The organism is Enterobacter sp. ZOR0014 (assembly GCF_000798855.1).
Classification (GTDB): domain Bacteria; phylum Pseudomonadota; class Gammaproteobacteria; order Enterobacterales; family Enterobacteriaceae; genus Enterobacter; species Enterobacter kobei.
This window is the reverse complement of sequence record NZ_JTLF01000400.1, coordinates 1-623: the sequence shown is the minus strand read 5'-3', so window position 1 is coordinate 623 and position 623 is coordinate 1. Positions and strand designations below refer to the sequence as shown.

The window sequence follows — 623 nt, the reverse complement described above, 5'->3', positions numbered from 1 at the left end:
CAACCGTTGAACACGTAGCCATCCAGAAATACCAGACCGTCCAGGAACAAATCCCGCGCCCAGGCTCCCATATCGAAATAGCAACGCAGCGATTCCGGAATGTCATTGAGAAGGCCGCACTCTTCTGCCATAGTCCAGGCGTAGTCCTCTTCGCTCTCAGCTTCTCCGCAATAAGCATCCTCGAAGGCGTCATAATCACACTCTCCGGAGTATTCCACCCAGGCAATAAATGCAGCATCCATACCGTCTTCTACTGCGCGCTTGTAGGCTTCAATGAAATTCCAGTCAACGGAAGATTCGGATGCAAATGCTGACGGGATCCCTTCCCAGTCCTGGAACATGAGTTCCGGGTCGGATTCATTGGCGTGCAGCTCGTTGCAGGCTTCCAGAAACTCTGCTTTATCATCAAAGTCGGTGAGGTCAAACCATTTACCGTAGAGGCTACCGCAGTTGTATTTGTGGTATGTACCTACATAAATCGCCGGGGTGGTAGTGTTCATAAAACTCCTCCAGTGTCTGTGTCGTCTGAGTTCCGGCTTACGCCGTGCCGACACGACAGCCCGACTTCGAGCGGAAGATGCAGGGGCGACACCGGAGGCCGCAGCGCAGATAAACAGCGATGA

1 protein-coding gene is annotated in these 623 nt (G+C 53.0%); it reads right to left on the bottom strand.

Annotation, left to right across the window (positions count from 1 at the left end; genetic code table 11):
• The coding region (locus L977_RS22380) for an antirestriction protein ArdA (protein WP_022650026.1) at positions 1-500 on the bottom strand (500 nt) is incomplete at its 3' end.
• Between the last annotated feature and the right edge of the window lie 123 nt (positions 501-623).